Raw genomic sequence first — 6,847 nt, 5'->3', positions numbered from 1 at the left:
TAAAAAAGAAAAATCCGTTGACAATAGAAAGGATAACCTTTCAGTATCCTCGTGCGGATCGTCCCCTCTGCAACGGCGGCGGCGCGGCTCAGGGGGAGCTGCTGCAGGACGCTTTCAGTATCCTCGTGCGGATCGTCCCCTCTGCAACTTTGTGCCGGATAGATCTGACCCTGCCCGGATGGACCCTTTCAGTATCCTCGTGCGGATCGTCCCCTCTGCAACCACTGTTATGCTGAGCGCATTGCAGAGCGCTTCCGTCTTTCAGTATCCTCGTGCGGATCGTCCCCTCTGCAACCAAACAACTGCGCCACAAGCCCACTGTAGCCCGGTACTTTCAGTATCCTCGTGCGGATCGTCCCCTCTGCAACGCGCGAGAAACCGCCAGACGCTTCTTTGGTGCCGGTCTTTCAGTATCCTCGTGCGGATCGTCCCCTCTGCAACATTGATTGCGGCTGGCTGCCACGTTTTGCCACCGTCGACTTTCAGTATCCTCGTGCGGATCGTCCCCTCTGCAACCCAAAGGGACCCAGGCCGCTATTTGGCGGCTAAGGTCTTTCAGTATCCTCGTGCGGATCGTCCCCTCTGCAACCAGGGGGAAGCCCCGCCACTCGTCAATCTTTTGCTGACTTTCAGTATCCTCGTGCGGATCGTCCCCTCTGCAACGCTCTTCAATTTTCGGTAGCATTTCAAGATCCAGCATCTTTCAGTATCCTCGTGCGGATCGTCCCCTCTGCAACCCAGAAAAAGCAAGAAAGCGCGTGTTCTGTTTGACAGAACTTTCAGTATCCTCGTGCGGATCGTCCCCTCTGCAACTTTAACAGCGGATTTCCGCTAGATGAGCCGTCATCCTTTCAGTATCCTCGTGCGGATCGTCCCCTCTGCAACTTCGTGCAGAGCACGCGGAAGCGGCTTGCGAGCAGATTCTTTCAGTATCCTCGTGCGGATCGTCCCCTCTGCAACAGCTCAGCTCACAATAGCCCCATCTGTCCAAGGAAATCTTTCAGTATCCTCGTGCGGATCGTCCCCTCTGCAACTTGGCAGAGCGCATCTACGCCACGGAAGAGCTACATCTTTCAGTATCCTCGTGCGGATCGTCCCCTCTGCAACATGAGCTTGAACAAGGCCACTCGAACGTACCGACAACCTTTCAGTATCCTCGTGCGGATCGTCCCCTCTGCAACTGGCAAGACGTGTTAGTCAAAGCCGGTGTTGCAGTTGCTTTCAGTATCCTCGTGCGGATCGTCCCCTCTGCAACAGTGTTTGTGTGCCTGTGCGGCAGTGATCGAAAAAAGAACTTTCAGTATCCTCGTGCGGATCGTCCCCTCTGCAACGCGGCGACACTGGTGTTACCAGATTCAGGATCGAACTTTCAGTATCCTCGTGCGGATCGTCCCCTCTGCAACTGTGCGCTGTACGCTCCTCTCCTTGCGTTCTGGACGCCTTTCAGTATCCTCGTGCGGATCGTCCCCTCTGCAACCGCGCCCAACGAAAGCGAACCCGGGATACTTCTTCCATAGACTACAACGATTGAGGCCCCGTTTTTGGCATCTGAAAGGCTCGTTTTTCTCTCCCTCCCCCTCTCAAAATACATCGCCTTACGATATTTCTCGAAACTCGTTTTTTGCAAGCCGCAAGGGGCGAGTTTCGAGAGCGCATAAGCCTTATCTTCATCATAGAAAGAGTAAAACATGCACACTTTCATGGTAATGCGGTCAGAATCTGACCGCATTTAGTTGCTGGCTCCGGAGAGTTTCGAATCGATCGCTCATACGACCCTCATCGCCAGGGGTTTCGGCTCGGCCTGCAACTTTGAAGGTGGAGGAAGGAGCCTTCGGCCCCGACCTCCACCTTCCTCCCGCCCGCTTAAGCCCGAGGGAGGCTCCCTTTTCTGTCATGTGATCTACTGACTATGTCTATCGGAAAGGGAGAAACACCTGCGTAGAGCACACATCTCGCTTTGCGAAGGCTTTCCAGCACGTGGGTATCTGACCGAAGCAAGGGAGTGCTCCCCAACGCATCGCCTTCCCCCCAGAAACACCGCTTGCCTCTCTCTCCCCTTGCCACCTCTTCTCTCCCTCTCCACTTGACAACTCCCTTCCCCCTCCCTTATCGTATGTCCATACTTCTCTTCGCCTATCCTACGATCCGTCTCACGAGCGTCCGCTCGCGTCCCGACGCTCTTCGTCCGTTCTCTGAGGAGGTTTGCGATGGTCTCGGATCACTCAGCCTCTCCCTCACCTGCCTGGGAGCCTGCTCCCTCTTGCCGCCTTCGCGTCTTCCTCTTCGGCCCCTTGCTCGTCTTCCAACGCTCCCCTGACCTCTCCTGGCTCCCCCTCCCTAAGCACGCCTGGGGCAAAGGCCGCCCCGCCCGCTCCGTCTTCAAACGCCTCTTACTCTCCCCCTCTCGCCGCCTCTCCCGCTGTACCCTCCAAGACGATCTCTGGCCCTCCCCCAACGACGCCCTCTCTCTCGACAAAACCCTCTACAACGCCATCAACCAGCTCCGCCGCGCCATCGGCAAGGACCTCGTCCTCACCATCGAGTCCTCCTATGCCCTGGCCGATCCTTCTCTCATCTGGACTGACTATGACGCCTCTCAGGCCCTCCTGACCGCCGCCGAGCAGCGAGGCCGCACCACCGAGGCGGCTCTTCCTCTCCTGGAGCAGGCCCTCGGCTATCTGACTCGCGGCGAGCTGCTCGAAGAGGAGGGCGGCCTCTGGGTGCATGCGGCCCGCCTGCACGGTCAGGCCATGCTGCGCCAGTGCCGCCGCTGGCTCGCCCAGATCTCCGCCCGGCAAGGACGGCTCTGGCTGGCCAGTGAGCACTTCCGCGCCTTGCTTCAGGCAGATCCTACCGATGAGGAGGCGCTGCGGGAGTGGCTACACGTGCTGCTGCAGCACGGCCAGGAGCGGGAAGCCCGCCGCTGCTACGAGGAGGTGCAAGCCCTCGCTGCCCAGCAAGGCGACTCCCTCCCCTCCTGGGAGCAGCTCCGGCTGGTCAAGCCCCCCGCCGATATGGTATGCTTGACCCAGACAAAGAACATCTCCCAGGGGGAACAGCAGCAGAAACACACCCTGAGCACTGCGTCAGGAGTGGGCGAGCTGCTCTCCCATCCTCAAGATGTGGCAGTCACCTGGGACCACACTGCTCTCTTGCGGCTGACAGCTTTCATCTTCTGCTGGCGGTCCTTCGCAGGGCAGAGAGCACTCCATGAATTCGAGGCGCTCTTTCATAGGGAGCTGATCACTATGGCGAATCCAAGCGCACAACCACCCACAGAGCCAGCAGCGCTTGAGCGTCGTCAAGTCTTGCTAGGGCTGGCCAGCCTGCCACTGATCATGCTTGATCTACCTCAGCAGTCGGCCTTTCGTTCCATGCGTCTTCAGCCCTCCGAGGAGCTGTTATTAGCATGTGCAGCGAGTGTGACAGCCTGCTGGCACCTGCTCCAACAACGAGATCTCGATACCGTAGAGCAATCACTGAGGAACTTCCTGCCTCAATTGCGCAGTTGGGCTGGTGACGCATCGCCTCTTCGGCGTCAGGCGGCATCGCTCGCCACGCAAGGGATGTTACAGCTCAGCCTGGTGGCTCACCATCGTCTTCAATTGCAACGCCGCTTGCAACTTTGTCAGGAAGCAGTGATATTGAGTCGCTTAGCAGGGAATCCTGCCCTGGAGGTGAAGGCTCTAACATTTCAAGCAAGCGCGAGCTTCCATCTGGGACAGTGGGGTGAGATGGTCCGCGCTTATGAAGCAGCCAGCCAGATCACAGAGGCCGTTCCCTCGCTACTGCAGGCGAAAACACTTTTGGGTCTGGCTCGGGCTGCGGCTGTGCAAGGACGAGTAACTGAGGCACTCCAACGATTGAGCCAGGCACGAGAGTTATGCCCAGAAGAACAGGAACAAGAGTCCCTCCCTGCCTTCCTCGCGGTGGATGAAAGCCGCTGGCTCCCAGTCGTCTTTGACGCCTCGATTCGTCTCACCCTGGCCCGATGCCAGATGTGTCAAGAGCACTATCGGCAGGTTGAACAGACGCTGACCCCTCTCACGACTTCTCATCAGGCCGATGAGATTCCCGATCGTTTGCAACTAGTCCTTTGGCACCTGCGCGCGCAAGCAGCACTTGGCGAGGGTGACCTTGAACGCTTCTACGCCACCGTCCAGGAGACGGCGACCAGGCTCCAGAGGCTTCCTAGCCAAAAGCGCAAGCAGGAGCTAGTCAATACATGGCGACAGGCACGGCAACTGTGGCCACATGAGAGGCGACTGCTGGAATTGGCCGATGTGCTCCTCTAGCAGGGAGGATGACTATTCCTCACTGGCTCTTGAGGTCCCTTTGCTTCCCACCAGCAGGCGGGATACAGCCCGGACTGTTCTCCATGAGAGAGAACTCAGGCCAGGCGTCAGCCACGCAGGAGATTGCTGTTAGAAGATATCAATGTCCTCTGCCAAGTTAACAGCAATCTCCGCTTTTTATGCCTTAAATAAGGCGATGCTTTTGAGATACTTTCTACAAAATTATCATTATCTACCCAAAAGCCTCCCCACCTCAGACTTTTACCCTTCATACAGATTTTTCTCACCTCTCCCATCCTCTGGAAAAAGTTCGAACAGATTCTGAGAGCCTTCCTTTCCTCCCTTGACTATCCTGTTCCAGAAGCTTGAAAGGTGGAGGAAGGAGCCTTCGGCCTCCCCCTCAACCCTCTCCCGCCAGCTTAAGCCCGAGACGCCCTGTTCTGCTATGTGATAGATACCGACTATGTCTATCAGAAAGGGAGAAGCGCCGGCGTGGAACACCAATATCGCTTTGCGGAGGCTTTCCAGCACGTGGGTATCTGACCGAAGCAAGGGAGTGCTTCCCAACGCATCGCCTTCCCCCCAGAAACACCGCTTGCCTCTCTCTCCCCTTGCCACCTCTTCTCTCCCTCTCCACTTGACAACTCCCTTCCCCCTCCCTTATCTTATGTCCATACTTCTCTTCGCCTATCCTACGATCCGTCTCACGAGCGTCCGCTCGCGTCCCGACGCTCTTCGTCCGTTCTCTAGAGGAGGTTTGTGATGGTCTCGGATCACTCAGCCTCTCCCTCACCTGCCTGGGAGCCTGCTCCCTCTTGCCGCCTTCGCGTCTTCCTCTTCGGCCCCTTGCTCGTCTTCCAACGCTCCCCTGACCTCTCCTGGCTCCCCCTCCCTAAGCACGCCTGGGGCAAAGGCCGCCCCGCCCGCTCCGTCTTCAAACGCCTCTTACTCTCCCCCTCTCGCCGCCTCTCCCGCTGCACCCTCCAAGACGATCTTTGGCCTTCCCCCGACGACGCCCTCTCTCTCGACAAAACCCTCTACAACGCCATCAACCAGCTCCGCCGCGCCATCGGCAAGGACCTCGTCCTCACCATCGAGTCCTCCTATGCCCTGGCCGATCCTTCTCTCATCTGGACTGACTATGACGCCTCTCAGGCCCTCCTGACCGCCGCCGAGCAGCGAGGCCGCACCACCGAGGCAGCTCTTCCTCTCCTGGAGCAGGCCCTCGGCTATATGACCCGCGGCGAGCTGCTGGAAGAGGAGGGCGGCCTCTGGGTGCATGCGGCCCGCCTGCACGGTCAGGCCATGCTGCGCCAGTGCCGCCGCTGGCTCGCCCAGATCTCCGCCCGGCAAGGACGGCTCTGGCTGGCCAGTGAGCACTTCCGCGCCTTGCTTCAGGCCGATCCTGCCGATGAGGAGGCGCTGCGGGAGTGGCTACACGTGCTGCTGCAGCACGGCCAGGAACGGGAAGCCCGCCGCTGCTACGAGGAGGTGCAAGCCCTCGCTGCCCAGCAGGGCGAAACCCTCCCCTCCTGGGAGCAGCTCCGGCTGGTCAAGCCCCCTGCCGATATGGTATGCTTGACCCAGACAGAAGATGCAACAGAGGAAGCGCAGCCTGGCCTGCTCATCCCCGCTGCTCCCGGGCGCCAGCCTGGCAGCCTCGGGCTGGCAGCGTCTCCTGATCCGGCCCTGACGACGCTGCCCTTGCCCGTTGGTAGCCCACTGTGGTTTGTCTGGCAACTGCGGCGCGTCGAAGCCCTGCTGATCCATTTCCAGGAGCGCAGCCAGGGCAGGCTAGACCCAACCGCCTGGGCTGAGCTGCGCCGTCGTCTCCAAGAGGAGCTTGCCGCTGTGCCACCACACGAGCATGACCGCGATTACACCATCTCGCGCCGGCAGATGCTGGGCGCGCTGGCAGCTTTGCCACTGACCACCCTGACGGGAGTTCGGAACGGTCTCCCACCAGCAGAGGAGGTGCTGCCCCTCTGTGCGGCAGCAAACACCGCCTGCTGGCAACTACTCAACAGCCAAGGCATTGGCATCGTCCAAGAGATCCTTCCCCGCTATCTGCCCTTACTAGAACGCCTGGCCCAGCCTGGCACGCCACAGCATTCCCTGGCAGCTCGTCTGGCCGCTGAAGCCAACCGCATTGCGGGCATCGCCGCCAGCCACCATCAGGGAGATCTTCGGGCCAAACAGCTCTTCTCGCGAAAGGCGGTACACCTGGCAGCCTTGAGTGGACATGCACCGGCACAGATAGCAGCCTTACGCGACTTGAGTCTAGCCTTCTACTATGATAGGCTCCAGGTATCCTCTATGCTGGCCCATCTGGAGCCAGCCACACCGTTGCTAGCCGCTTGTCCGCCAGTCATGCAAAGCAGTGTACTCTGTCTGCAAGCAACAGCCTCGGCCTATCTGGGCCGCGAAGAAACTGCACTGCTCCTGCTCGGAGAAGCCCAAGAGCGGTTTGAATCGCAAGGCGAGACTGAGACATGCACGGACTTCCGTTTTCACGAAGATAACCTCATGCTATGGGCGGGCCGAGTATACCT

At 59.2% G+C, this 6,847-nt stretch carries 3 protein-coding genes and 1 CRISPR repeat array; of the genes, 2 read left to right on the top strand and 1 reads right to left on the bottom strand.

Annotation, left to right across the window (positions count from 1 at the left end):
* Nucleotides 1-37: 37 nt before the first annotated feature.
* Nucleotides 38-1,477: direct repeats of the CRISPR family, unit length 37 nt; unit sequence CTTTCAGTATCCTCGTGCGGATCGTCCCCTCTGCAAC.
* A gap of 730 nt (nucleotides 1,478-2,207) precedes the next feature.
* Nucleotides 2,208-4,295 (top strand): AfsR/SARP family transcriptional regulator, encoded by a 2,088-nt coding sequence (locus BGC09_RS21790; protein WP_069806309.1) that lies wholly within the window; start codon nucleotides 2,208-2,210, stop codon nucleotides 4,293-4,295.
* 261 nt (nucleotides 4,296-4,556) lie between these two features.
* On the opposite strand, the gene BGC09_RS21785 is transcribed toward BGC09_RS21790, so the two are convergent.
* Nucleotides 4,557-4,913 (bottom strand): hypothetical protein, encoded by a 357-nt coding sequence (locus tag BGC09_RS21785; RefSeq protein ID WP_069806308.1) that lies wholly within the window; start codon nucleotides 4,911-4,913, stop codon nucleotides 4,557-4,559.
* 144 nt (nucleotides 4,914-5,057) lie between these two features.
* Here BGC09_RS21785 and BGC09_RS21780 point away from each other — a divergent pair.
* The coding region (locus BGC09_RS21780; protein ID WP_069806307.1) for an AfsR/SARP family transcriptional regulator at nucleotides 5,058-6,847 on the top strand (1,790 nt) is incomplete at its 3' end.

It is taken from the genome of Thermogemmatispora onikobensis, assembly GCF_001748285.1.
Taxonomy (GTDB): Bacteria; Chloroflexota; Ktedonobacteria; order Ktedonobacterales; family Ktedonobacteraceae; genus Thermogemmatispora; species Thermogemmatispora onikobensis.
The sequence above is the reverse complement of the archived record's forward strand: the minus strand, read 5'-3'. Positions and strand labels throughout refer to the sequence as shown.